This is a genomic window from Hydrotalea lipotrueae (genome assembly GCF_019249625.1).
Classification (GTDB): Bacteria; Bacteroidota; Bacteroidia; order Chitinophagales; family Chitinophagaceae; genus Hydrotalea; species Hydrotalea flava.
Genome location: NZ_JAESDL010000001.1, coordinates 138,662 through 162,324, shown reverse-complemented (window position 1 = coordinate 162,324; position 23,663 = coordinate 138,662). Strand labels below are relative to the sequence as shown.

Annotated in this window: 21 protein-coding genes and 1 tRNA gene; 10 read left to right on the top strand and 12 right to left on the bottom strand. The window is 36.2% G+C overall.

Annotated features, from left to right (window positions below; translation table 11 throughout):
- Positions 1-87: 87 nt before the first annotated feature.
- Positions 88-1,797 carry a T9SS type B sorting domain-containing protein gene (locus tag JK139_RS00770; protein ID WP_218330349.1) on the top strand — a complete coding sequence of 570 codons (1,710 nt, stop codon included), beginning with the start codon at positions 88-90 and terminating at the stop codon, positions 1,795-1,797.
- Here the strand turns inward: JK139_RS00770 and hutH are convergent.
- Complete coding sequence (gene hutH / locus JK139_RS00765) at positions 1,786-3,285, bottom strand: histidine ammonia-lyase (RefSeq protein ID WP_074418152.1); 1,500 nt, start codon at positions 3,283-3,285, stop codon at positions 1,786-1,788. The genes JK139_RS00770 and hutH overlap by 12 nt on opposite strands.
- A gap of 194 nt (positions 3,286-3,479) precedes the next feature.
- Between hutH and JK139_RS00760 the strand changes: the two genes are divergently transcribed.
- Positions 3,480-4,745 carry an MFS transporter gene (locus JK139_RS00760; protein ID WP_218330348.1) on the top strand — a complete coding sequence of 422 codons (1,266 nt, stop codon included), beginning with the start codon at positions 3,480-3,482 and terminating at the stop codon, positions 4,743-4,745.
- 94 nt (positions 4,746-4,839) lie between these two features.
- On the opposite strand, the gene JK139_RS00755 is transcribed toward JK139_RS00760, so the two are convergent.
- Positions 4,840-4,913: transfer RNA gene (locus tag JK139_RS00755), tRNA-Arg, on the bottom strand.
- A gap of 59 nt (positions 4,914-4,972) precedes the next feature.
- Here JK139_RS00755 and ung point away from each other — a divergent pair.
- The gene (gene ung / locus JK139_RS00750) at positions 4,973-5,644 is read left to right on the top strand and encodes a uracil-DNA glycosylase (RefSeq protein WP_074418154.1); all 672 of its coding nucleotides are present in this window, start codon (positions 4,973-4,975) and stop codon (positions 5,642-5,644) included.
- A gap of 19 nt (positions 5,645-5,663) precedes the next feature.
- Complete coding sequence (locus tag JK139_RS00745; RefSeq protein WP_218330347.1) at positions 5,664-6,416, top strand: lysophospholipid acyltransferase family protein; 753 nt, start codon at positions 5,664-5,666, stop codon at positions 6,414-6,416.
- An 8-nt stretch (positions 6,417-6,424) separates the two neighbouring features.
- Here JK139_RS00745 and JK139_RS00740 read toward each other — a convergent pair whose 3' ends face one another.
- On the bottom strand, positions 6,425-9,067 hold the full coding sequence (locus JK139_RS00740; protein ID WP_228733068.1) for a putative LPS assembly protein LptD: 2,643 nt from the start codon (positions 9,065-9,067) through the stop codon (positions 6,425-6,427).
- A gap of 147 nt (positions 9,068-9,214) precedes the next feature.
- On the opposite strand from JK139_RS00740, the gene JK139_RS00735 reads away from it, so the two are divergent.
- Genes JK139_RS00735 through JK139_RS00725 form a run of 3 tightly spaced genes read left to right on the top strand, consistent with a single transcriptional unit; the run spans position 9,215 to position 12,869 of the window.
- Positions 9,215-10,159, top strand: a complete 945-nt coding sequence (locus JK139_RS00735; protein ID WP_074420452.1) for an N-acetylmuramoyl-L-alanine amidase family protein — start codon at positions 9,215-9,217, stop codon at positions 10,157-10,159.
- Between the two features lie 51 nt (positions 10,160-10,210).
- Positions 10,211-11,224, top strand: coding sequence for an MlaD family protein (locus tag JK139_RS00730; protein ID WP_218330345.1), 1,014 nt, complete (start codon positions 10,211-10,213; stop codon positions 11,222-11,224).
- Positions 11,225-11,276: 52 nt separating this feature from the next.
- Complete coding sequence (locus JK139_RS00725; RefSeq protein WP_074420451.1) at positions 11,277-12,869, top strand: OstA-like protein; 1,593 nt, start codon at positions 11,277-11,279, stop codon at positions 12,867-12,869.
- A 71-nt stretch (positions 12,870-12,940) separates the two neighbouring features.
- Here JK139_RS00725 and JK139_RS00720 read toward each other — a convergent pair whose 3' ends face one another.
- Positions 12,941-14,371, bottom strand: coding sequence for a type III PLP-dependent enzyme domain-containing protein (locus tag JK139_RS00720; protein WP_218330344.1), 1,431 nt, complete (start codon positions 14,369-14,371; stop codon positions 12,941-12,943).
- Positions 14,372-14,615: 244 nt separating this feature from the next.
- Complete coding sequence (locus JK139_RS00715; protein WP_218330343.1) at positions 14,616-15,053, bottom strand: YqaE/Pmp3 family membrane protein; 438 nt, start codon at positions 15,051-15,053, stop codon at positions 14,616-14,618.
- A gap of 254 nt (positions 15,054-15,307) precedes the next feature.
- Between JK139_RS00715 and JK139_RS00710 the strand changes: the two genes are divergently transcribed.
- Positions 15,308-16,201, top strand: a complete 894-nt coding sequence (locus JK139_RS00710) for a hypothetical protein (protein WP_218330342.1) — start codon at positions 15,308-15,310, stop codon at positions 16,199-16,201.
- Positions 16,202-16,215: 14 nt separating this feature from the next.
- Positions 16,216-17,523 (top strand): bifunctional folylpolyglutamate synthase/dihydrofolate synthase, encoded by a 1,308-nt coding sequence (locus tag JK139_RS00705; protein ID WP_218330341.1) that lies wholly within the window; start codon positions 16,216-16,218, stop codon positions 17,521-17,523.
- On the opposite strand, the gene JK139_RS00700 is transcribed toward JK139_RS00705, so the two are convergent.
- The 6 genes from JK139_RS00700 to JK139_RS00675 all read right to left on the bottom strand — a co-directional run bounded on the left by JK139_RS00700 (position 17,520) and on the right by JK139_RS00675 (position 21,492).
- The gene (locus JK139_RS00700) at positions 17,520-18,080 is read right to left on the bottom strand and encodes an NUDIX hydrolase (RefSeq protein WP_074419650.1); all 561 of its coding nucleotides are present in this window, start codon (positions 18,078-18,080) and stop codon (positions 17,520-17,522) included. The genes JK139_RS00705 and JK139_RS00700 overlap by 4 nt on opposite strands.
- Positions 18,080-18,607 (bottom strand): YfiT family bacillithiol transferase, encoded by a 528-nt coding sequence (locus JK139_RS00695; RefSeq protein ID WP_218330340.1) that lies wholly within the window; start codon positions 18,605-18,607, stop codon positions 18,080-18,082. Before JK139_RS00695 ends, JK139_RS00700 begins: the two co-directional genes overlap by 1 nt.
- A 7-nt stretch (positions 18,608-18,614) precedes the next feature.
- Positions 18,615-19,376 carry an ABC transporter ATP-binding protein gene (locus JK139_RS00690; protein ID WP_218330339.1) on the bottom strand — a complete coding sequence of 254 codons (762 nt, stop codon included), beginning with the start codon at positions 19,374-19,376 and terminating at the stop codon, positions 18,615-18,617.
- Between the two features lie 2 nt (positions 19,377-19,378).
- Positions 19,379-19,885: a hypothetical protein gene (locus JK139_RS00685; RefSeq protein ID WP_074419710.1), complete on the bottom strand. Its 507-nt coding sequence runs from the start codon at positions 19,883-19,885 to the stop codon at positions 19,379-19,381.
- Positions 19,869-20,897: a class 1 fructose-bisphosphatase gene (gene fbp, locus JK139_RS00680; RefSeq protein WP_074419711.1), complete on the bottom strand. Its 1,029-nt coding sequence runs from the start codon at positions 20,895-20,897 to the stop codon at positions 19,869-19,871. Before fbp ends, JK139_RS00685 begins: the two co-directional genes overlap by 17 nt.
- A 97-nt stretch (positions 20,898-20,994) precedes the next feature.
- On the bottom strand, positions 20,995-21,492 hold the full coding sequence (locus JK139_RS00675) for a CAP domain-containing protein (RefSeq protein WP_218330338.1): 498 nt from the start codon (positions 21,490-21,492) through the stop codon (positions 20,995-20,997).
- A 116-nt stretch (positions 21,493-21,608) separates the two neighbouring features.
- On the opposite strand from JK139_RS00675, the gene JK139_RS00670 reads away from it, so the two are divergent.
- Positions 21,609-22,874 carry an aspartate kinase gene (locus tag JK139_RS00670; protein ID WP_218330337.1) on the top strand — a complete coding sequence of 422 codons (1,266 nt, stop codon included), beginning with the start codon at positions 21,609-21,611 and terminating at the stop codon, positions 22,872-22,874.
- Between the two features lie 3 nt (positions 22,875-22,877).
- Here JK139_RS00670 and JK139_RS00665 read toward each other — a convergent pair whose 3' ends face one another.
- The gene (locus tag JK139_RS00665) at positions 22,878-23,630 is read right to left on the bottom strand and encodes a L,D-transpeptidase family protein (protein ID WP_074417974.1); all 753 of its coding nucleotides are present in this window, start codon (positions 23,628-23,630) and stop codon (positions 22,878-22,880) included.
- Positions 23,631-23,663: the final 33 nt, after the last annotated feature.

The following is a 23,663-nucleotide window of genomic DNA, read 5'->3' as shown; positions in this document are numbered from 1 at the left end:
TATTATATTAAAATTGTTAAAACCATATCTAAAAGCAGCAGAAAGCCTATTTTGCAATTCTAATAAGAAACTGCGTATTACAAATTGATGAATCAGCACAAATATATTTTTTTGCTTTTTGTTTTGTTTTTCCTGCAGCAAACTACTATTGATGCACAAAGCGGTGTTTGTTCCTTAAAAGGGCAAACCCCTGCCAGCGCTTTCCCGGTTTGTGGAGTTAAAACATTCACACAAGGCTCTGTTGGTATTTGCGGCAATACACCCATACCCGTACCCCCTTGTAATAATGCATTTATAGCCACCAATAAAAACCCTTATTGGTATAAATTTACCTGTTACCAATCAGGCACCCTGGGTTTTATGATTACACCCAATACATTAAGTGATGATTATGACTGGCAAATATTTGATATTACAGGTGTTGACCCCAATACTGTATTTACCAATGCTTCGCTTTTTGTAGCCTGCAACTGGTCGGGAGTTGGTGGTTTAACAGGTACTTCCGATACTGCTTCAGCAGCCAATCAATGTGCTTCCCCACCCACCTATGCACAGGGCGGTGTTTCGCCCTTTAGTAAACCACCCAATATTATTGCAGGGCATATCTATTTGTTATTGGTAAGCCATTATACTGACAGCCAAAGCGGATATAGTTTATCATTTTCTGGTGGTACAGCTAGTATTACAGATCCAAACATTCCTACTTATATAAAAGCTTCAGGTATTTGTGGTGGCAAAGAAGTGTATATTAAATTAAGTAAAACGGTTCAATGTACTTCTATTGCTGCCGATGGCAGTGATTTTACACTTTCTCCGGCTGCCACTGTACAATCTGCCTTAGGTGTTGGTTGTAATAATGGCTTTGATACAGATTCCATTATTGTTCAGTTAAATTCACCGCTTTTTCCTAATAATTACAGTATTCAACAATTGATGGGTTCTGATGGAAATACGCTGTTAGATAACTGCTTCAATGCGGTACCGTTGGGTACTCAATCTTCTTTTACCATTACTTCGCAACAATTGGTAAAAGCCGATTTTTCTTATGCCATTCATTATGGTTGCCAGTCAGATACCGTTCAATATACTTTACAGGCGCAAAATGCTACAGATTGGTTATGGACTTTTGATAATGTAACGACCAGTACCAATGCAAATCCGGCAATTATTTATCCGAGTCTGGGGCAAAAGCAAATTAAATTGGTGGCATCTAACAGCGTTTGTGCAGACAGTATTTTTAAAACCATTGTATTGGATAATTATCCGCCAAAAGCATTTTTTATAGCACCCGATTATATTTGCCCGAATGATGCTGTAAACTTTACAGATTCAAGTGTTGGGTTGATTACAAAATGGTATTGGGATTTTGGCAACGGACAAACCAGCGGCTTACAAACGCCTGCTGTACAAAATTATCCCAACAATAACCGAACTACCAATTATCCGGTTCAATTAATAGTTACCGATACTGCAGGTTGTACCAACACCTACACCAAACTGCTCAAAGCAGTTCCCAATTGCTATATTGCTGTACCATCAGCATTTACACCAAATGGAGATGGATTAAACGATTATTTATATCCGTTAAACGCATACAAAGCCATTAACCTGCATTTTTCAGTGTATAATCGATATGGGCAAATTATTTTTCAAACAACAGATTGGACCCAGAAGTGGGATGGTACCGTAAATGGTTTGGCACAGCCGAGTGGTACCTATATTTGGACGTTGAATTATACCGATAGCCAAACCGGAGAAAAGTTTGCTTTAAAGGGCACCACTGTTTTAATCCGGTAAATGATAAGTTTTTATGAATTGAATGGCAGCCATCATATCGTCATGCAGCACCCGGTCTTTTTCATTAAAAGTTACCACTTTTCTAAAATCAGTTATCACTTTTTCAATAATTGGCGCACTGGTTTCGGGACGTCGAAATGTTAATGCCTGAACCGCAGTTAACAATTCTATGGCCAACACTTTTTCTACATTTTCAATAACACGATAACATTTTGTAGCGGCATTGGCCCCCATACTCACATGGTCTTCCTGATTGTTTGAAGATGAAATACTATCTACACTGGCAGGTGTACACAATTGTTTATTCTCGCTTACTATTCCGGCTGCTGTGTATTGCGGAATCATAAAGCCGCTATTCAAACCAGGGTCTTTTACCAAAAACAAAGGCAACCCACGTTGGCCACTAATGAGCTGATACGTTCTTCGCTCGCTAATATTGGCTAATTCACTCATGGCAATTGCCAAGAAATCTAATCCTAACGCCAATGGCTGTCCGTGAAAATTTCCGCCGCTTAAAATAGTATCCTCATCAGGAAAAATATTTGGATTATCCGTTACCGAATTAATTTCACGTGTAAAAGTTTCCTGTACAAAATGCAATGTATCGGCAGTCGCACCGTGCACCTGGGGTATGCACCTAAACGAATAAGGATCCTGTACCTGATGTTTTTTTTGAAGTGCTATTGGACTATCCTGTAAATATTTTCGCAATGTTTCAGCGCATGCAACCTGTCCACTATGCGCTCTGATTTGATGAATCAGTGACTGCAAAGGTTCATTTGTACAATGAAACGCATCGAACGAAATGGATGCAATAAAATTAGCCCATTGCAACAAATGATATGATTGATGAATACAATATACCCCATAAGCACTCATAAACTGAGTACCATTAATTAAAGCCAAACCCTCTTTACTTTGCAAAGCAAGCGGCTGCCACTGCAATAATTCAAAAGCTTTAGTTGTTGGCATTTTATTGCCTTTATACTTTACTTCACCCAATCCAATTAAAGGCAAACTTAAATGGCTAAGGGGAGCTAAATCTCCGGATGCTCCCAAAGAACCCTGGGTATACACAACAGGCAAAACAGCTGCATTATACATATCAGCCAGGCGTTTAACGGTAGCCCATTGTACACCGCTATGGCCATACACCAACGATTTTATTTTCAACAACAAGATTAATTTCACAATGGCTTCCGGCACTTCTTCACCCATTCCGCAGGCATGAGACATTAACAAATTATATTGTAATTGTTCTATTTTTGCTTTATCTATTTGCACATTTTGCAAATAACCAAAACCGGTATTAATACCATAATATGCAGCCTGCGCATTTTGCATTTTCTCATCTAAATAATTACGACATCTGATTACTTTTTCCTGAGCATCTTTGTCAATATGCAGTTCAAACTGCTCATGAATGGTAGTAGCAATTGCTGAAAGTAAAATCCACTCGGTGTTTACAGTAAAAACAGGCAACTTCATATAGCAGCATTTATTGCGTAAATGTAAGGCAAACTAATATTGAAAATGTATTTGAGTGTAATCAACACAATAAATGTTCTGTCAATTAAAAAAGAAAAAACAGCTTCAACAAAAACATTAATCGTTCATGGTTTTATTGTAATGTATATTTGTTACCTCTCGTTCATCTTTTATTTCTGAACAAAAGCTGTTACATGATGCTACCTAATTCCATGCGGGCATTGCAGTATAGAAATTTCAGACTATACTTTGGCGGTCAGGCAATATCACTGATTGGCACTTGGATGCAAAGGATAGTTGTAAGCTGGTTAATTTATACTTTAACACATTCTGCCTTTATGCTGGGTATTGTAGCCTTTGCAGGACAAATACCAACTTTACTGCTATCACCCTACGCCGGCAGTTATGTTGACAGGCATAGCCGTTATAAAACTTTACTATTTACGCAAATCGCCTCTATGATTCAAGCAGGCATTTTAGCAGCATTGGTAATAACAGGTACCCATACAGTCAATAGCATTATAGTATTAAGTGTATTGTTGGGCATCATCAATGCTTTCGATACACCAGCCCGACAATCTTTTATGATTGTATTGGTTGAAAAAAAAGACGACTTGCCCAATGCTATTGCTTTAAATTCAAGCATGGTTACATTGGCACGTTTAGCCGGGCCGGCAGTTGCAGGCATATTACTCAGTAGTTTTGGAGAAGGTGTTTGTTTTTTCATTAATTTTTTAAGTTTTATTGCAGTAATTGTATCGCTACTATTCATGAAAATAAAAGTACCACCTGCCAAAACAATTAAGGAGCCCATCTGGGAAAATTTGAAAGAAGGTTATCAGTATTTACAACATAGCAAAGGCATCCGATCGGCTATTTTATTAATAGCCTTAATCAGTTTTTTTGTAATGCCCTACAATACATTATTTCCGGTATATGCACAACAGGTATTTAAAGGCAACGTAACCACATTTAGCTGGCTAAATAGTATTGCCGGTTTAGGAGCATTAATGGGCGCTGTTTATGTAGCCACTCTAAAACCCGGTAAAGATTTTTTAAAAATTATTACATGGTCTAATGTATTAACATCTGTTTGCATTATATTTTTTTCATACATGCAAAATTTATGGATTGGATTAGCCATTATTATGTTGGGCGAAAGTGGACTGCTGGCATTAATTGCATCTACCAATACCTATATACAAACCCATGTTGAAGAGCGGATGCGAGGCAGAGTAATCAGCTATTATGTAATGGCATTCCTGGGTATTCAGCCCATTGGCAGTTTAGTAATTGGATATTTAGCGCATAAAACCAGTGCACCATTTACTTTGTTGCTGGAAGGTATTGCAGGAATTATTTCGGTTACTGCTTTTATTCCTGCATTTAAAAAAGCCGGCATGGGTAAGGTGATGAACCCTACCATTGAAAAATATATTCCAAAAAATCCCTTTAAATAAAAAAACTTAATTATAAAAGTACAATGCTGAATTCATTTCAATTTCGGTCAAAAAAACCTCATCGGTTTGGATGAGGCCTTTAAATTTGATGTAGTGATTCGGATTGGATTCGAACCAATGACCTACTGCTTAGAAGGCAGTTGCTCTATCCAGCTGAGCTACCGAACCAAATGTTTAGGGCGCAAAACTAAATTTTAATTAGTTTGCATCCAAACACATTTCAAAAAATGGACGTAAAAATTGAAAACAGTTGGAAAGAACAGTTACAAAAAGAGTTCACTAAACCCTATTTTTTGCAAATTGTAGCCCATTTAAAAACAGAAAAAGCTACCGGAGTTACCATTTACCCACCCGGTAGTTTAATTTTTAATGCGTTTAATACTACCCCATTTCAGGAAGTAAAGGTTGTCATCATCGGGCAGGACCCCTATCATGGGCCACAACAGGCTATGGGCTTAAGTTTTAGTGTTCCCAATGGTATTACCCCACCACCCTCCTTACAAAATATATTTAAAGAATTACAAGACGATTTAGGTATGCCCATCCCCTTAACCGGCAACCTCACTCCTTGGGCAAAACAGGGCGTTTTATTGTTAAATGCCGTATTAACAGTGCGTGCCAATGAAGCGGCCAGCCACGCTAAAATTGGCTGGATGAATTTTACCGATGCTGCCATAAAAAAAATTTCTGAACAAAAAAAAGGAATCGTTTTTTTGCTTTGGGGAAAATTTGCGCAGGAAAAACAACAATATATTGATGCGAATAAACATTTTATTTTAAAAGCGGCTCATCCTTCTCCACTTAGTGCCCATAACGGTTTTTTTGGATGCAGGCATTTTAGTAAAACCAACGAAATATTAATGAAACAGGGCAAAACGCCCATTGACTGGAAACTTTAAATGATAAACTAACATTAAAATGCAATATTTAAAGAACTTTTCTGCCCGTATCTGGGCTTTTTGGGGAATTGTATCCTTCATTGTTACATTTTTAATTTTTTACATACCCTCTATGCTATGCTATGCCATTCCCGGCAAAAGAGGACAAAAAATTTTTATTGATCTTTCCCGCTATTGGATGAATATCTGGTTGCCGTTAATTGGCTGCCCATTAAAAGTATATGGTTGTGAAAATTTTGAAAAAAACAAAGCCTATATCGTTACCTGCAACCACAATGCATTGTTAGATGTGCCACTTTCGGCACCCTATACCCCATCGCCCAATAAAACCATTGCAAAAAATTCATTTGCAAAAATTCCCATATTTGGATGGTACTATAAAAAAGGTTCAGTGCTGGTTGAAAGAAAAAGTGAGCGTAGCCGTATACACAGTTTTGAAGAAATGAAGAAAGTTTTAAAAGATGGGATGAACATGTGCATCTTCCCCGAAGGAACCCGAAACAGAACCAACGAACCGCTTAAAAAGTTTTATGACGGTGCTTTTAAACTGGCTGAAATAACCAAAGCGCCGATTATTCCTGCTATTATTTTCAATACCAAAAAAGCCATGCCTATCCATAAAAAATTTTATTTATGGCCGCATAAATTAGCCCTTCATTTTTTACCTTCGGTTGAGGCAGATGAATTATCTGCTCAGGAATTAAAGGAAAAAGTATTTTCAATAATGAAGGATTATTATACAGCCAATGAAGCACATCCCTTCAAAAAATAAATTGATTATTAGTTGTAATTTGAAAAAGTTCGGGAACGGTTAATGCGCAAATCGCGTAAAATACCCGATTTAGGATTGAGTGTAATACTGAACGAACGCCATAATCCGATGGGCGTTACATTAATAGACATTTGCCAACAGTGCATTTCACGGGTTAAAAACATACTTAATTGTTGCAGTTTACCGGCATTAAAATCAAAATAACCCGTACCGCCTACTTTCCATTTGGTAGTTAAACTAAAATCGCCTTGAAAGTTTACGTTCGAGGAAATTAGTGTGTTAAATTGATACCTGCTTAAAGAATCAACCTGCAATTGCTTCGAAAAATTGAGTGAATACGACAAGGAGAGTGTCCACGGGATATTAAAATCGGTATACTCGGCCGGATTACTACGCACATATTGCAATTGCATTTGCTGCTCTTCCGGAGTCATAAAGGGATCAACAGGTATCTGACTTTTCGAATCTTTACCATCCTTCGATTTGCTTTTAAACTGCGTTGAAATGGCAATATTGCCACCCGTTAACCTGCCTAACGTGGGATGATTCCCACTCCACGTAAACACATTTTTCCTAAAACCAAATTGATCCACCTGATAGGGGTCTAAAATTGCACTGGCCGTAATGTTTATTTTATCGAATAAAGTACTTCGGGCATAAATATTAAATGGTGCCAATGCAAAACTATCGGCTAATAAATTGTAAGATGAGTTAAATCCAAACCCATCTAATATTTTTACTTTTTTAATGCCGTTATTGCTGGTATCAGTTTTGCTTTTCACTTTCATCTCCAATAAATTATCTACTCCAAAACTAATTCCACCAAACGCACCTTCAGGAAATGCACCGGGCAGCACTCCATCAAACTGCGAAAAACGAAGTACATGGCCAAACGTATCTACCTTCATGGAGTAATAAAATTTGCCATTCATGTTTGGTGAATAGTTTAAGGCAATAGTTGGCCTTATTTCATGCCGAATGGCCTGAATACCGCTGGAATGTTTAAACTGATACGTTCCAAAAATACGGGTGCTGGCGCTGATGCCATACGTCATTTGCCGGGCAGCAAAAAAACCTTTTCGCATACTGGTATCTAACCGGTTGTTGATACTATCCCAATTACGAAATATTTTTTGTCCATACCATCTTTCCTGATAAGATACAGATGGACTTAATGTAACGGGCCCCAATTGTGGTAAAGTTAAACTGATAGGAATATTGTGTGTAAAGCCATACTGTGCCGTATCTAACAAACGCTTAAAACTAAAAGTTGAATCATAAAAAGAAAGCTGGTTGGTAAAGTTGCCGGTATAACCAATACCAATACTCTCCCACCATTTTGGGGCGCCAACTTTCTCCTTTTTTTGAAAAGGATAAAATGTATTCACATTGTAACTGACAGTAGGCAAATTCAAATTAACTAAGCCTGTATTACTATTTTGATTGTGATTCAAGTTTACGGATAAATTAGACTTACCTCCAAAATCTTTACTATAACTAATTGATGAATTTAACTGATTATTAAAATTAACAAATGGATTGTTCAATACATATTGATTAAACTTGGTACTACCAAAGTTTACATTAGCACTAAAAGTGGTTCCAGGACGTGCTTTATTATCACGTGTATGAGTCCAGTTTAGCATAAATGATTTAGAAATATTATACTCCTGTGGTGTTAAATAATTTTGATTTAGGGCCTTAATACTTTGGAAGCTAAAATTTAACGCTCCCTGGTAATGGTAACGAACATAATATTTGGGGTTAATTGTAAATGAATAACCCCCATAGGAGTATATGTTAGCACGAGTAGTAACATCAAAATTGTCATTCAACACTTTGTAATAGCCTAAATTTTCTAACCCCAATCCAAAATCCTGACTAACAATAAACTGAGGCGGTAATATACCCGAGTGCCTTCCGGTTGATAATGGATAAATTCCAAAAGGTATACCAATTGGAATGGGAACCCCCTCGAATTCGGGGGATGCAGGGCCGCTAACTGCTATTTTGTTACTAATCATTTTTAATTTGCGTGTTCTAAAAGCAAAGTGGGGCGTATCTAAATTACAGGTGGTAAACCGGCCTCTGTAACCATAAAAAATATCTTTCCCTTCTTTTTTTAATACATCGGCATGCACAAACAATTCGCCTTCATTAAAAAAGCTGTTGGTGGTGCGGCCCTTCATGGTTTTTAGGTCAAATAAAATAGAATCACTGATCGATTTTGAATCGCCCTGTGTTAATTTGGGCTTGGTATCTAAATTCGTGGAAGTATCATTCAATCCATAAGCCCTTACCAATTGTGATTGCTGGTTATAATTAATGATGGCCGCCTGCAATTCTATATCTTTATATTTTGCATCTGCCTTGCCATATAAAATGAATTGTTTGGATGGAATGAGCAATACACCCGAATCAGCAGCGGCATAATGTACCGGTGCATCTAAAGAATCTTTGGAAAGTTGCAGGGTGTCAGTTTTTGCAATACCACTGGAATCTTTGGAATTACGTGAACTGTTGTTTTTGCCACGTACAACCACCGTATCCCCCAATTGTTGAGTTGTATCAATTGTTGGAATGGTATCAGAAAATGCTGTTAATGAATTGAAAAAAAATTTTGGGGGCGTGTTAAAAGCATTCAAATTCATTGAAATCAGGAGTATTATGCCAAAAGCTATACACCCCGCAAGGGTTTTTACGTTAATTTTACCGCGTAATCTCATAATAACTGGAGCAAAAATAGGTGCTTCACATTAAATAGTTCTATTACTATAATTCCTTTAACGTTTGAACGAATGATAAAAAAAATTGCAGTACCTGGATTGATAAGTTTTTGGTGTATTTTAATTTTCGCATCTTTTGCCTACCCCATTCAAAAAAATGCCCAACAACCGGGTCCAAAACCGGTTTTAAAAAGAATTGTAATTGATCCCGGGCATGGTGGCAGTGATTTTGGTGCCTCAGGTAAATATTCTCACGAAAAAGATATTGCATTAGCTGTTGCATTGAAATTAGAAAAAGAAATTCATAAACAAATGCCGGATATAGATGTATATATGACAAGAACTACTGATGTTTATGATAACGTAAAAGTAAAAGCTATTAAAGCCAATCAGGCAAAAGGCGATTTATTTATTTCTATACACTGCAACTATGGGGATCCTATCAGGCATAGTGAATTTATTGGTTATAAAACACAAACCTACCACAGAAAGGGGAAAAAATATACCAGAAAAGTAAAAGCTTACAAAACTTATACAACGCCAAACCCTGCTAAAGGCACTGAAACTTACATCTGGGGTGTAGATAAAAACGATGATAAAGAGAAAGCATTGAGAGAAAATGAATCTTTATACATGGATAGTACACTGGCCAATGAAATGAAAGATTTTGATCCAAATGATCCTGCAAAAATTGTATTGTATTCCTTAAAAACACAACAATATGCAGAACGCAGCCAGAGTTTGGCTTTAACGGTAGAAGATGAGTTTACAAAAATGGGCAGAGTAAGTCGCGAAGCCAAACAGCGAGGAAAAGGTATTTGGGTTTTACAAGCGGTAGCCATGCCGGCTATTTTGGTAGAAACAGGCTTTCTTTCCAATCCGGAAGAAGAAGATTATTTAAACAGTCAAACCGGACAACAGGAAATTGCAGAAGCCATTGCCAGAGCCGTAAAACGCTACAAATTTTCTTTAGAAAATAAAATGCAGGTAAATGGCACTGCACAAAACCCAAAATAATACTACTTTCCATAATATTAAGCTTCCATAATAACCCTTAGATTTGCGTTTATGAAGATTTCGAACGAAACAAAAGTAGGTGCACTAACTGCTATTGCCATTACTTTGCTGATATTGGGCTTTAATTTTTTAAAGGGGCATAGTGTATTTAAAACGGGCAATTTTTTATATGCCAAATATCCCAATGCAAAAGGCATCATGGTATCTAACCCTGTTTATATCAATGGCTATCAAATTGGTAGTGTTTTTGATATTGAAAATGCTGACCGCGATTTAAAAAGTATCATCATTGCCATTAAGCTAAAAAGTAGTTATAATATTCCTAACAACTCGGTTGCCTCTATTAAAGAAGGTTTTTTAGGTGCCCCCAGTATTGATATTCAGTTGGGTAACAGCAATACTTATTTACAATCCGGTGATACATTACTAACCAGCTCTAACCCTGGATTACTGGGCCAGATAGGCGATAAAATCAATCCCATTAGTGCACAATTAACTACTACTTTACATTCATTAGATAGCGTGTTCAATAATATCAACACCATTTTCGATCCACACACCAAACACAATCTACAAGAAGTAATTGCCAATATCAATAAAACTACCGCAAGTTTAGCTATATCGTCAGTTGCTATTCAAAAAATGCTGGACAAGCAAAGTGGAGCTATTGTGCAAACTATGAATAACGTAAATAGCTTTACTAAAAATTTAAGCGATAACAATGAAAAAATTACACAATCGCTTTCACATGTAGAAGCTGCCACCCAACAATTAGCCGATGCTGATATGAAAGGCACTATTAATGAACTTAAAACCACTATTGCCAATTTAAATAATGCATTGAATAAAATTAATTCGGGTGATGGTTCATTGGGTTTGTTGCTGAATGATAAACAATTGTACAATAATTTGAATAATACGGTTCGTAGTGCCAATATTTTAATGGACGATCTGAGAGCACATCCTAAACGATATGTAAACATTTCTGTTTTTGGCCGAAAAGACAAGTCGGGACCGCTAATAGCACCATTGAATGATACTTCAGTTCAACAACAGCATAAATAAACACATGCCTTTTCTAAAATTAAGTATAATTACATGCCTGTTATTGTTTTTCATGGGCATAGTACAGGCACAAACCAATACTGCAGATACCACCGGTAAAAAAACAATTACCATTATTTATGCGGATACATACAACTTTCAAAATAAAGACACACTGGGGCAATTTATAGCTCTGGTGGGTCATGCTGAAGTACAGCAGGGTAAAACTTTATTTTATGCAGATAGCATTGTATTAGACCAAAAGCAAAATATTTTGGAAGCTTTTGGCAAGGTACATATAAATGATGCCGACAGTGTTCAAACCTATTCGCAATACCTGAAATATCTGGGAAAAGAAAAAAAAGCTTTTTTAAAAAATAAAGTAAAATTGACCGATGGTAAAGGGGTATTAACCACCAATGAATTAGAATATGATACACAAATTAAAATAGGCAATTATACCAATGGCGGAAAAGTTGTGAATGGTAAAACAGTTTTAACCAGTAAAGAAGGAACTTATTATGGTGATACTCGGGATGTAATATTTAAAAAGAATGTGGTATTGATTGACCCGGAATATAAAATTTATACCGATACACTTTTGTACAACATTAATACCAACATTACTACTTTTGTTTCACCCTCCAAAGTTATTAACGGCAACAGAACCATTAAAGTAAGTGATGGTTATTACGATTTAAAGCATAAAATTGCTAATTTCGGTAAACGGCCATTTATTGACGACAGCACTTATACCTTTACTTCAGATTACATGGCATTTAATGATAGTACCGGTTTGGGCGAATTTCAAGGCAATGCTGTTTATAGAAGTAAAGACTCAATAGGGGGGTACGATATTATTGCCAATAATATAAAAACCAATAAAAAAGAAGATGCGTTTTTAGCTACAGAGCAGCCCATATTACTCATTAAGCAAGAAAAGGACAGCATTTATGTTGGGGCAGATACATTAAAATCGGGAAGGCTTTCAACATTAACCAAAACCAGAGCAGTACCGATTATCAGAGATTCATTGGGAGCTGCTAATCGATTACTGATAGATAGTGCTGAAGCATTGAAAGATAGCAGTACCAATCGTTACATTGAAGCCTACCACCATGTAAAAATATTTTCTGATTCATTGCAGGCAGTGGGCGATAGTTTATTTTATTCCCTGCATGATTCTGCTTTTCGTTTGTTTACCCAACCCATTGTATGGTCAAATGAAAATCAAATTACAGGCGATACTATTTATTTGTTTCTGGCCAATAAAAAACCAAAAGAGTTAACTGTATTTGAAAATGCTTTAACCATCAGTAAAGTAGGAACCGGCTATTATAACCAGGTACGTGGCAACATCATGCATGCATTTTTTTCAGATGGCAGAATTAATTATTTAACCACTCGTGGCACACCGGCAGATAATGTTTACTATGTGGAAGATGATAACCATAAATTTATTGGAGTAAACAAATCAACCTGCAGCGTTATTGATGCTTATTTTGATAATGGTGAAATTCAAAAAGTTGTATTTATCAACGATTTAAAAGGTGATATGAACCCTATGAATCAGGTAGATCATGCATCGCTCAGGGTTCGAGGTTTTAAATGGCAGGATCAGCTAAGGCCCAAAAGTAAGTTTTCCATATTTTCAAATACAGAATAGAAAATACAATCCATTAAAAAAACCGACCGGTTAAAAGGAGGTTTTAATAGTGATTTTTATAGTTATAAATACTATTTTAAATAACCCAGTATTTTTAACATGCTTTGTGCAGATTGTTCTTTTGCATACAGCCAGTCAATCAGTTTACCGCTTTTATCATATTCAACAATTACATGCTTTGGTGAAGGAATTAAACAATGTTTAATGCCTCCATAACCACTAATTTGATCCTGATAGGCACCTGTATGAAAGAAACCTACATACAGGGGTTCTTTATTGTTTTGCTCATTTTCTTTTTCAGGCGAAGAAATTTTAGGTAAGAATACTTCGTTAATGTGTTCTTCACTGTCGTAATAATCATGACTATCGCAGGTTATTCCACCTAAAACTACCCTATGGTATTCATTTTCCCATTTATTAATGGGCAGCATTAAAAATTTTTCACCTATTCCCCATGTATCAGGTAATGTAGTGATGAAAGATGAATCAATCATATACCAACACTCCCGGTCGTTCTGAATTTTCTGGCCTGTAACACTGTAAATATGTGCCATACTCTCCCCCACTGTAAAACTGCCAAATTCAGTATAGATATTGGGCATGGGCACTTTGGCTTTTTTGCAGGCTTTTTTAATATTGCCAACAATTTCATTAATTATGAACTGATAATCATATTCAAAGCCCAATGAATGTTTAATGGGGAAACCACCGCCAATATTGATAGAATCTAACTCCGGACAAATCTTCTTCAACTGGCAATACAGGTTAATAATTTTGTTCAATTCACTCCAGTAATAAATATCATCTTTAATGCCTTTATTCAAAAAAATATGCAGCATTTTTAGTTGAAACTTATCTTCAAAACCTTCTATTTCATCTACATAAAACTCTAAAATATCTTTAGCTCGCATACCTAAACGCGAAGTATAAAAAGGAAAAGATGGTTCTTCTTCTGCTGCCACCCGAATACCTAATTTAAAAGGTTGTTTTACACTTTTTTTATAAGCCTGTAATTCTTCTTTATTATCTAAAATTGGAATAACATTCTTAAACCCTGTATTAATCAGTTTGGCAATACGACTGGTATAGGCTTTTTGCTTGTATCCGTTACAAATGATAAATATATCTTTATTTATTTTTCTGCGTTCGTATAACCGGTTAATAATCTCAATATCATAAGCATAAGAGGTTTCCAGATTAATATTGTGTTTCAATGCTTCTTCAACAATAAAAGAAAAATGAGAACTTTTGGTACAATAACAATAAAAATACTCTCCTTCATACTTATGCTTTTTAAAAGCAGACTGAAACATGGCTTTTGCTTTGTTAATCTGCATGCCTATTTTGGGTAAATAGGTAAGTTTCATGGGAGTGCCATACTTATCTATTAATGCCTTAAGATCTAAGCCATTAAAAGTGAGATAGCCATCATCGTTTACGTTAAATCCTTCCTGCGGAAAATGAAAAGTTTGTTGAACCAGCGAGGTGTAGGTATTGTTCATTGAAGAACGATGGTTTTTAAAAAATGAAGAAATTGCTTACAAATAAGTTGCAAAAATAATGGAAGTTCGAACCCAAATAATAAAAATTTTGCGATAAGTACTTTTATTAATTTGACTAAGCCGCACTTATGCAAATATTTAAAGTTACAAGCAGCCGTTTCTTTGCAAACAGTTATTTGAAATTTCACAAAAAAACCGACAGATAAATTTTAGCTGCCGGTTTATATAAATAATATTTAAAATATTATCCGCCCAAAATTACAATCAAAGCATAAATAATACCGGGCAGGAAGAACAATAAAGTCAAAATTAAATCAATCCAGAACTTAGTGTTAATAGCATCTTCATGCAAATACACGGCTAATGGTGGTAATAAAATGGCTAAAATTACCAATAAAAGAGTGTTGGTATCAGTTGAAGTCCCTGCCTTTTTTTCTGCTTTGTATTGCTTTAATAAAGCTTTTGATTCTTTGATTCTGAATTTTTTTTCTTTATGCGATAAGCTTTTAAACTCGGCTAATGCATTATGTAAAACAGCACTATTTAGCGTAGCCCCGCCTTTTCCGGCAGAATCGGTACCACCATTACCTGGCTTAAAAGGCAGGCTGGATGCCATTGAAGGTGTAAATGCTATCATGCATAGCATCCAAAATGGAACGATGAAAATTATTTTGCGTAACATAAACAGTTAGTTTTATTGTTAAAAAGAAGTTAGTATTTGCCTGTAAATTACACTGTTTTGTTGAAATGGTACATTATTTTATCATTATAAAATATATTATTTCTTTTTATTTGAGAAAAGGAATCAAATCCGATTAAAAACAAAAGAGTTTAGCGTTCTATTAACCAATTTTAGCACAATAGATGTGCTGAACTAAACGTTCCATCAGTAATTTTCAACAATTGGAATTAGCTGATAAAATAAGATAACTTTGTATGAACAATTCCACCATAGTGTATCAAAATTTTGAAATAGAAAAAAACTGGAAAGCAGCTGCATATACCTTACTAATTTGTATCGGTATCTTTTTGCTGTTCTTTTTTCTAAAATGGACTTTGCCTCAAATTCCACCACCGGTTACAGAAGATGGAATAGAAGTAAACTTAGGAAACAGCGAAACAGGTTTGGGCAATATTGCGCCACAGATGCAGGATAACCCTTCCTTAAATCAGGATGAACAGTTAAAAACACCACCCCCATCCAAACAAATACAATCCACTCCTGAGGTATTGGCCAATGAAGTAACCAATGAAAATGATGAAGCCGTTGGCACGTTAGAAAAAAAAGTGAATCCCAAAAAACCATTGAACCACAATCCTACGGTTTTACACAGAAAAATTTCTGAAAACACAGTTATAAAACCTACTCCGGCACTACCCAAACCTAAAGCTTTGTTTAAAGGTGGTACATCTACTACTTCCAGCGGTAATGGTGCCGATTCTTATAACGGAGTATATAACCAAGGCATTGCCGGCGGCAAAGGTGATCAGGGCAAGCCCAATGGCAACCCCAATAGCGACAGTTATATCGGAAACGGAGGCGGTGGTACCAGCGGTGTAAGCATTAGAAATGGGTTGGAAGGCAGACATTTTACCAAACTACCCAGTTTTGAAGATGATTTCAATGAACCTGCAAAAGTTGCTGTTGATATTACAGTGAACAAAAGCGGACAAGTGATTCAGGCCAGTATTAACCCCAGAGGTACTACTACTACCAACCAAAATATTCGAAGCATTGCCTTGAAGAAAGCAAAATTATTAAAATTGAATGCAGGCGATACTGATAACCAAACAGGCACCATTGTATTTAGCTTTAAATTGAATGGTTAATTATTACCAAGTATATGAATTACAGGGAAACAATCGCCTACTTATATGAGCAATTGCCTATGTTCAGTAAACAAGGCGAATCTGCTTACAAAAAAGATTTAACCAACACCCTATTGCTATGTGAAAAATTAAGGAATCCACAACAGCATTTTAAAACCATTCATATTGCCGGCACCAATGGTAAAGGAAGTACCAGCCATATGTTGGCTGCTATTTTGCAAACTGCAGGTTATAAAACAGGCTTATACACTTCGCCACATTTAAAAGATTTTAGAGAACGCATTAAAGTAAATGGCAACCTGTGTTCAGAAGAATTTATTGTATCTTTTACCGAGCAAATGATTCCGGCTATTCAATCCATTCAACCTTCTTTTTTTGAAATTACCGTTGCCATGGCTTTTGATTATTTTTCGAAACAACAGGTTGATATTGCAGTGATTGAAACGGGTTTGGGCGGAAGATTGGACAGTACAAATATAATTTTACCGGAACTCTCTGTTATTACCAATATTGGCTGGGACCATATGAATTTACTCGGCAATACTTTAGAAGCCATTGCATCAGAAAAAGCAGGTATCATCAAGAAAAATATTCCGGTAGTAATTGGAGAAGTAATTCCCGAAACAAAATCTGTTTTTGAAAACAGCGCCAAACAAAATAATGCCCCGATCATTTTTGCTCAGGAACAGTTTTCGCTTTTCAAATATCAACAAACCTTAGAAACACTTACGGTAACCATTAAAAATAATAATAGTGGCCTGCATGAAACATATACTTTAGATTTACCCGGGCTATACCAAACCAATAATCTGATTACAGTTTTAACATCCATACAACAACTGAATAAAAATGGATGGAATTTGCAGGAATCGGTTGTGCAAAAAGCACTTGCACATACAAAAAAAATTACCGGCTTACATGGCCGATGGGAATTATTACAGCAACAGCCCAACGTTATTGCAGATGTGGCACATAATGAAGCGGGTATACAACAACTATTGCAACAAATTGCCATCAGCCAATACCGGCATTTACACTTGGTTTTTGGTATGGTAAAAGATAAAGATGCCGATACAGTTTTAAAGTTGTTACCAAAACAAGCCAGTTATTATTTTACACAGGCACATATTCCCAGAGCTTTGGCAGCAGATATTTTATTGGAAAAAGCAAGCATATTTGGTTTAAAGGGCAAAACTTATTCGCAGGTAAATGAAGCTGTTCGTGCTGCTATTCAACAGGCCGGGAAAAATGATTTAATTGTGGTTTGTGGCAGTGTATTTTTAATTGCAGAAATAGATAAAGAAAAATTTATATCACTTTAAAAATACAGTTCTCCTAATTGTTCTAATGCAAGCATGATACAGGTTATATGCATACTTTGTATAATTTTGTTTGCCCGAATCATTTGTTTTATTTCAGCAATATTAGCCAGAAATACCTCTAAATCTTCACCGGAATCAAAATTTTGAGCAGCTACTTTTTCACCACCTGTTGCTAAAAATAGATGCATGATGTTATTGTTGGTAGATGGATTGGCGGAAGTAACACCTAATTTTTGAAAATGAGTAAACTGATATCCCGTTTCTTCTAACAATTCTCTTTGTATGGCCGCTTCCGGTGATGCATCGGTGGCATCAATACATCCACCTGGCGTTTCAATATCAGTTCGGCCTAAAGCATGGCGGTATTGTTTTTCCAAAATTACTTTACCATCCTTCGTCAGTGCAAAAGCCGTTACCCAATCCGGAAATTCATACACATAATAAGGGTTTATGATTTTACCATTCGGCAACATGCAGGCATCTTTTCGAATAGTGGCCCAGGTGTCTTTTAATAAGTATGTAGAAGAAAGCGTTTTCCAGGTTAAATCTCTTTCCATTACCAGTTCATTCTTTCTTTGAGTGATATAATATGCGCTGTATGATGTTTTCCATGCCAGGCATATAAACCTAATAACAACCACAAACTCATTTCTCTTCCTTGTTCGGGATGAATAACAGTTCGTTCAAAATCCTGTTGTGATAAATCTTTTATTGCTGCATACCATCTTCTATGCAAAACATGCAATAGTGTTAGTGAAACATTAACAGGTACCGTTTCATTATCTGCCAGTAATGCCCAGGCTTTTTCTTCATAAGGTTTAATAACAGGTTTTAATTCTGTTAAACCCAATTTAAATCTGATGTAGGCATTCATGTGGCTGTCTGCTACATGGTGTATCAATTGCTTCACCGTCCATCCACCATCGCGATATGCTGTGTTTAATTGAACTGCATCGAATGTTTGTACAGCTCTTTCCAGTTCTTCGGGCAATAACTGAATATCTCTTAACCATTCAATTTTTTGCGCCTCAGAAAATGGCTTCGGTTCATATTTCCCAATTGGGTAACGCTCATCTTTTTGCATAGTGGTATTATTCTTCTCTTAATGATTTGCCGGTAAGATGTATAAAAACATCTTCCAGCGTTGCTTTTTTCACTTCTTTTGTTCGTTCAAAACCGGTTGCTACCAAATTATCAATTAATTCATTTGGGGTAGCGATTGATTTTATTTTTCCACTATCAATAATGGCCACCCTGTCGCAAAGTTCCTCTGCCTCATCCATATAATGTGTTGTAATAATTACGGTAGTTCCGGTTGATCGAATGAGTTTGATTAAATCCCATAAATTACGACGAGCCTGCGGATCTAAACCGGTGGTAGGTTCATCCAAAAAAATAATCTTGGGATGATTAATCAGTGTGGTAGCCAATGAAAACCGCTGCTGTTGCCCTCCACTCAACTCCTTATATTTTGTTTTGGCTTTATCGGCTAATTTTACTTCTTCTAATATTTTCTTTTTATCGATGGTTTTATTGTATAAACCTGCAAACAAGTCGAGCAATTCGTTCAATGTTAAACCGGGATAATACCCACTCGATTGTAATTGTACCCCTATAATTTGTTTAATTTCATTTGGATTTTTATCTAAATCAAACCCATCTACACAAATTTTGCCGCTTGTTTTTTCTTTTAGCGTTTCTATAATCTCAAGAGTGGTTGATTTGCCAGCACCATTGGGACCCAGTAAACCGAAAATTTCGCCTTCCAATACCTGAAAACTAATGCCTTTTACTGCGGCTACATCAGCATAATTTTTTGTAAGTTCCTTTACTTCAATAATTGTTTTTTGCATAACTAAAAATTTATGGCCAATCCTATTTTATTTGCCGAAAATCCAATACCTGCTTGTATTTTAGGTAGTTTTTGATGCTGCTTTTCATTAAAAAACTGAACTGCCATGAGCAGGTTTTTCTGCCCCGAAGCTATTAAATATCCGCCAACAATGGTTGAAGTAAATCCGGCACCTATTAAAATCCAGCCGGTTGATTGGTGGTTATTGGAAGCCAGCCCAACGCCTGCACCCATCATACCTGCACCCAGCACACCCAAAATATTACCGAAAATTTTGTTCGACTGATGTTTTTGATACAAATGTATTAACAGGGGGTCACCCATTCGGTAAAAAAGGGCTTTAAACTCTCTGGCACCGCGGTACATCGTGTCCTCATATAAAAGGGTATTGATTTTCGGATTAATGAAATAATTCAGTTTTCCGGGATCTAATACCTGCTGTGCTTTTACATTGTTTTGTAACCCACCCACCAATAATAGAATACACAAAATTTTAAAAACCGGCTTCATTTGTTTCCTTTAAATAGTTTTCTAATTCATCCATCATCTGCCTGCTGCCAATAAACAATGGCGAACGTTGATGTAATTGATGGGGTTGTACATCTAATACCCGTTGTTGCCCATTGGTTGCCTTTCCGCCGGCCATTTCAACAATAAAAGCCAATGGATTACACTCATACAATAATCTTAACTTTCCATTGGGGCGATCAGTTGTTCCGGGATACATAAAAATACCCCCCTTTAACAAATTGCGGTGTACATCGGCTACCATACTGCCAATATAACGCTGGGTATATGGTCCTCCCTCCGACTTTGGTTTTTGCTGACAGGCTGTGATATATTTTTGTACGCCTTTGTCGTATTTAAAAAAATAACCGTGATTCACTGAATAAAAATTACCGGTTGCCGGGCATTGAATATTGGGATGGCTCAAACAAAATTCACCAATGGAGGGATCTAACGTAAACCCATTTACGCCACGTTTAGTTGCATACACCAACATAGTAGATGAACCGTAAATAATGTAACCAGCTGCTACTTGCTTGTTACCGGGTTGTAAAAAGTCCTCTTTAGTACAAGGTGTGCCTTTAGGGCTAACCCTTCTAAACACACTAAAAATGGTTCCAATAGAAATATTTACATCAATATTTCCGCTGCCATCTAAGGGATCAAACAAAACAACATACTTACTGTTGTTGCTCACTTCATCATCAAAAATTACAAAATCATCTAATTCTTCACTGCCAATACCTGCACAGCTAATGCCATGTTGTAATGCCCCCATAAATTGGTTATTGGCAAAAATGTCTAATTTTTTTACATCCTCACCTTGTACATTAATGGAACCTGCATCGCCCAAAATATCAACTAAACCTGCTTTATTTACTTCTACATTTACACGTTTGGCAGCGAGGCCCATATCGCGCAGTAAGCTACTTAATTCACCTGTAGCAGTAGGAAACTGTCTTAACTGCTGAATAGTAAATTCATCTAAGGTTAAAATTTTTCTGTTAACCACCATGGCATTTTATGTTTTCGATAAAGATAAAGGGCAGATAGAATACATACAATATTTTTTTATGCAATCGTGTTCGCCCTACACATTAAATGCCACCCTGTTAATTTGGTTTATATATAAAAATTTGGGTAAAATATAAATTCCCATCATTACTTTGTGCAATACCAATGGCTGTTAAATTATAACTTCCTTCAATATTTTTTTTATGCCCCGGACTATGCAGCCAGCCATTTACAACAGCCTGGGCATCTAAATGGCCTAATGCAACATTTTCTGCACCGCCACGCAAATACCCCAATTTACTTTTAATGGCATTAAATCGATTATCGAAACCATCATGCCCAAAAACAACCCGGTGTTTGGCCATATCGTTACTATGCTCCACTGCTTCAGTGTAAATCGTCTTATCCCATTGTAAAGGAGCTAAGCCCATACCCGTTCGATGTTGATTAATGTAATACAACACATCTTTCTCCATTTTTGCAAAATTGGTAACAGCGGGGCTATGTAAGGTATCAGTACCAATACAACCATTGCCAACAAAAGCCAAAGTAATCAGCGATAATTTTACAGTTTTAAATAGAAATGAAAATAGCATTGTATTATTTTTTGCATGTAAATTCAATAATTATACCAACAAATTTTTGGTAAACTTTTAGATGGCATAATTACTGTAGCTTTGCAAATCTTCCACCTAATCATTTGTTAAATAGCATGATTGTTTATAAGTTCGGCGGGGCAAGCATTAGCAATATTGATCGCATTCAACAGGTTATTGAAATTGTAAAAAACATTCCGGAAAACGAAACGGCCATATTGGTTGTTTCAGCAATGGGTAAAACAACCAATGCATTGGAAAAAGTGGTAGAAGCATTTTACAACCAGAACCCAACAGAAGCCATAGCACTTTTTAATGTAATTAAAAACCAACATTTAACAATTGCAAAATATTTATTAACTCAACAATACAATGAATGCTATTCAAAACTGGTTGATGTTTTTACAGAAGTAGAATGGTTGTTACACGATAAGCCTGTAAAAGTATTTGATTATTATTATGACCAGATTGTTTGTGCGGGAGAATTACTCAGCTCTGCTATTCTGCATTTTTATTGTAAGGAAAATCATATTGCCAGTAAATGGGTGGATGTTCGGGATGTATTGTTAACAGATAATAATTTCAGGGATGCAGCCATTGAATGGCCAATAACCGAAAACAAGGCAAAGCAAGTTTTTTTAAAAAATGATGCAGCAATTTATGTTACCCAGGGATTTATTGGTGCTACATCTGATAATGAAAGCACCACTTTGGGCAGAGAAGGGAGCGATTTTACCGCAGCTATTTTAGGCAATCTGTTACATGCTGATAGTGTAACCATCTGGAAAGATGTGGAAGGTGTGATGAGTGCTGACCCGAAACATTTTCCCGAAGCTGTTTATATTCCTGAATTAAATTACAGTGAGGTTATTGAAATGGCGTATTATGGTGCCCAGGTCATTCATCCCAAAACCATCAAGCCATTACAAAACAAAAACATTCCATTGCTGGTAAAATGTTTTCAAGACCCTGCACTGCCCGGTACCATCATTCATAAAACACAACAACTGCAATTACCTCCTATACAGATTTTAAAAGAAAAACAGGTGCTGGTTACCTTGCAAAGTCTTGATTTTTCTTTTGTAGGCGGTGTATCCATGAATAGCATTTATGCAATTTTGCAGGAATTGAAACTCATTCCAAACCTAATTCAGTTCGGTGCCATTTCTGTTCAAATTTGTTTAGATGATAAACCGGAAAAAATTGCACAATTGGCTTTAGCTGCAGCAGCAAATTTTGATGTTCAGGTAGAAAAAGGCTTACAGCTATTCACCGTTCGGCATTACAATACAGCTATTGCCGAAAAATTAAATCAGAAAAATGCAGCGGTGTTGCGCCAACAAACACCTGTTACCATTCAAATTCTAAAAAAAACCACATAAAATTTAATACATTACATATTTTCCCTTCTCATTAATGGTAATAACGGGCAGGGTTTTATGTTTCTCAAAGTAATTGTATACTTTTTCCAGGCTCTCAGTAAAGTTTGCATATTCTTTATCATCCTTGGTAATCTTATCCAAATAAGCCAAACTTTTTGGATTATTAAAGCGTACAGGAAAAATATGCACCGGTATAAAATCTTCGCCATTGTTTTTTGCATAAGATGCCAGTAAATACAATTCATCAATCTGATTATCCATAATAGGAATACAACCCACTGTTACGCAAGTCCCATGAATAAAAATATCGCTGCCGGGCTTAAGCGAATCAGACAATAACTGGTCTGAAACATTAGGATAATTAAGACCTAATGATAAATAATAAGTACTTTTAGGATTAAACAGATTAATATAATAAAAGCCCTCAGGTACCTGATAATCCCCTTCAATTCTTTTTGGCCCTAATCCTCCGCTTAATGCACAAATTTTGTATGTTTTAAATAATTTAAAGGGTTCATTGCTATTATTCCGCGCCCATACTTCTAACTGGCTATCGTATTTAAAGCTACGGATGTATAATTGTTTGGGTGGCCAGCTTAGCCTCTCTTTTTTAAACTGTCTTGCAAGGGTATCTTCTTTTAATTTAAATGCATTTGCTACACGTACATTTGATTTTTGATAATCTACAAACGACGTTTGTGCATTTAAATGGCCAAACGAAACAAACAGTAAACAGCACAAAACAATGACTCGCATCCGATTTTCAATTTTTTATGGGTACATATCATC

Coding starts and splice junctions, on each gene's coding strand:
- fbp (WP_074419711.1), bottom strand. CDS start 20,897: ATGGTGGTTAACAGAAAAATTTTAACCTTAGATGAATTTACTATTCAG.
- JK139_RS00700 (WP_074419650.1), bottom strand. CDS start 18,080: ATGGAAAGAGATTTAACCTGGAAAACGCTTTCTTCTACATACTTATTA.
- JK139_RS00665 (WP_074417974.1), bottom strand. CDS start 23,630: ATGCGAGTCATTGTTTTGTGCTGTTTACTGTTTGTTTCGTTTGGCCAT.
- JK139_RS00675 (WP_218330338.1), bottom strand. CDS start 21,492: ATGCTATTTTCATTTCTATTTAAAACTGTAAAATTATCGCTGATTACT.
- hutH (WP_074418152.1), bottom strand. CDS start 3,285: ATGAAGTTGCCTGTTTTTACTGTAAACACCGAGTGGATTTTACTTTCA.
- JK139_RS00685 (WP_074419710.1), bottom strand. CDS start 19,885: ATGAAGCCGGTTTTTAAAATTTTGTGTATTCTATTATTGGTGGGTGGG.
- JK139_RS00730 (WP_218330345.1), top strand. CDS start 10,211: ATGAAGATTTCGAACGAAACAAAAGTAGGTGCACTAACTGCTATTGCC.
- JK139_RS00735 (WP_074420452.1), top strand. CDS start 9,215: ATGATAAAAAAAATTGCAGTACCTGGATTGATAAGTTTTTGGTGTATT.
- JK139_RS00705 (WP_218330341.1), top strand. CDS start 16,216: ATGAATTACAGGGAAACAATCGCCTACTTATATGAGCAATTGCCTATG.
- ung (WP_074418154.1), top strand. CDS start 4,973: ATGGACGTAAAAATTGAAAACAGTTGGAAAGAACAGTTACAAAAAGAG.
- JK139_RS00770 (WP_218330349.1), top strand. CDS start 88: ATGAATCAGCACAAATATATTTTTTTGCTTTTTGTTTTGTTTTTCCTG.
- JK139_RS00740 (WP_228733068.1), bottom strand. CDS start 9,067: ATGAATTTGAATGCTTTTAACACGCCCCCAAAATTTTTTTTCAATTCA.
- JK139_RS00670 (WP_218330337.1), top strand. CDS start 21,609: ATGATTGTTTATAAGTTCGGCGGGGCAAGCATTAGCAATATTGATCGC.
- JK139_RS00745 (WP_218330347.1), top strand. CDS start 5,664: ATGCAATATTTAAAGAACTTTTCTGCCCGTATCTGGGCTTTTTGGGGA.
- JK139_RS00710 (WP_218330342.1), top strand. CDS start 15,308: ATGAACAATTCCACCATAGTGTATCAAAATTTTGAAATAGAAAAAAAC.
- JK139_RS00725 (WP_074420451.1), top strand. CDS start 11,277: ATGGGCATAGTACAGGCACAAACCAATACTGCAGATACCACCGGTAAA.
- JK139_RS00715 (WP_218330343.1), bottom strand. CDS start 15,053: ATGTTACGCAAAATAATTTTCATCGTTCCATTTTGGATGCTATGCATG.
- JK139_RS00720 (WP_218330344.1), bottom strand. CDS start 14,371: ATGAACAATACCTACACCTCGCTGGTTCAACAAACTTTTCATTTTCCG.
- JK139_RS00690 (WP_218330339.1), bottom strand. CDS start 19,376: ATGCAAAAAACAATTATTGAAGTAAAGGAACTTACAAAAAATTATGCT.
- JK139_RS00760 (WP_218330348.1), top strand. CDS start 3,480: ATGATGCTACCTAATTCCATGCGGGCATTGCAGTATAGAAATTTCAGA.
- JK139_RS00695 (WP_218330340.1), bottom strand. CDS start 18,607: ATGCAAAAAGATGAGCGTTACCCAATTGGGAAATATGAACCGAAGCCA.